The 233-nt window shown below is 64.8% G+C and carries 1 protein-coding gene; it reads right to left on the bottom strand.

Annotation, left to right across the window (positions count from 1 at the left end):
- A partial coding sequence (locus tag KJQ96_RS39605; RefSeq protein ID WP_213291286.1) for an FAD-dependent oxidoreductase occupies positions 1–233 on the bottom strand: 233 nt, incomplete at both ends.

Here is a 233-nt window from a genome sequence, read left to right as displayed (position 1 = left end):
CGGCATCGTCTCGGCAATCTCCGCCGCGGTCAGCGGGCGCGTCGCGATGATGAAGCTGCCGACGGTCACGATACGCCGGCGGAAATAGCCAAAATTGGGTGTCGTGTAGGCCCCGGTGGCGACGAGGACGCTGTCGGCCGTCAGCGTGCCGCGCGCCGTCGTCACAGTGTGCCCGCCGTTGATCTGCCTGTGAGCTGTCACGGCGGCATTTTCGAAGATTTTACCGCCATGAC

The sequence above is a fragment of the Bradyrhizobium sp. sGM-13 genome (assembly GCF_018398875.1).
GTDB lineage: Bacteria > Pseudomonadota > Alphaproteobacteria > Rhizobiales > Xanthobacteraceae > Bradyrhizobium.
Note: the sequence above shows the minus strand (reverse complement) of the source record. Positions and strands in the feature narration are given on the sequence as shown.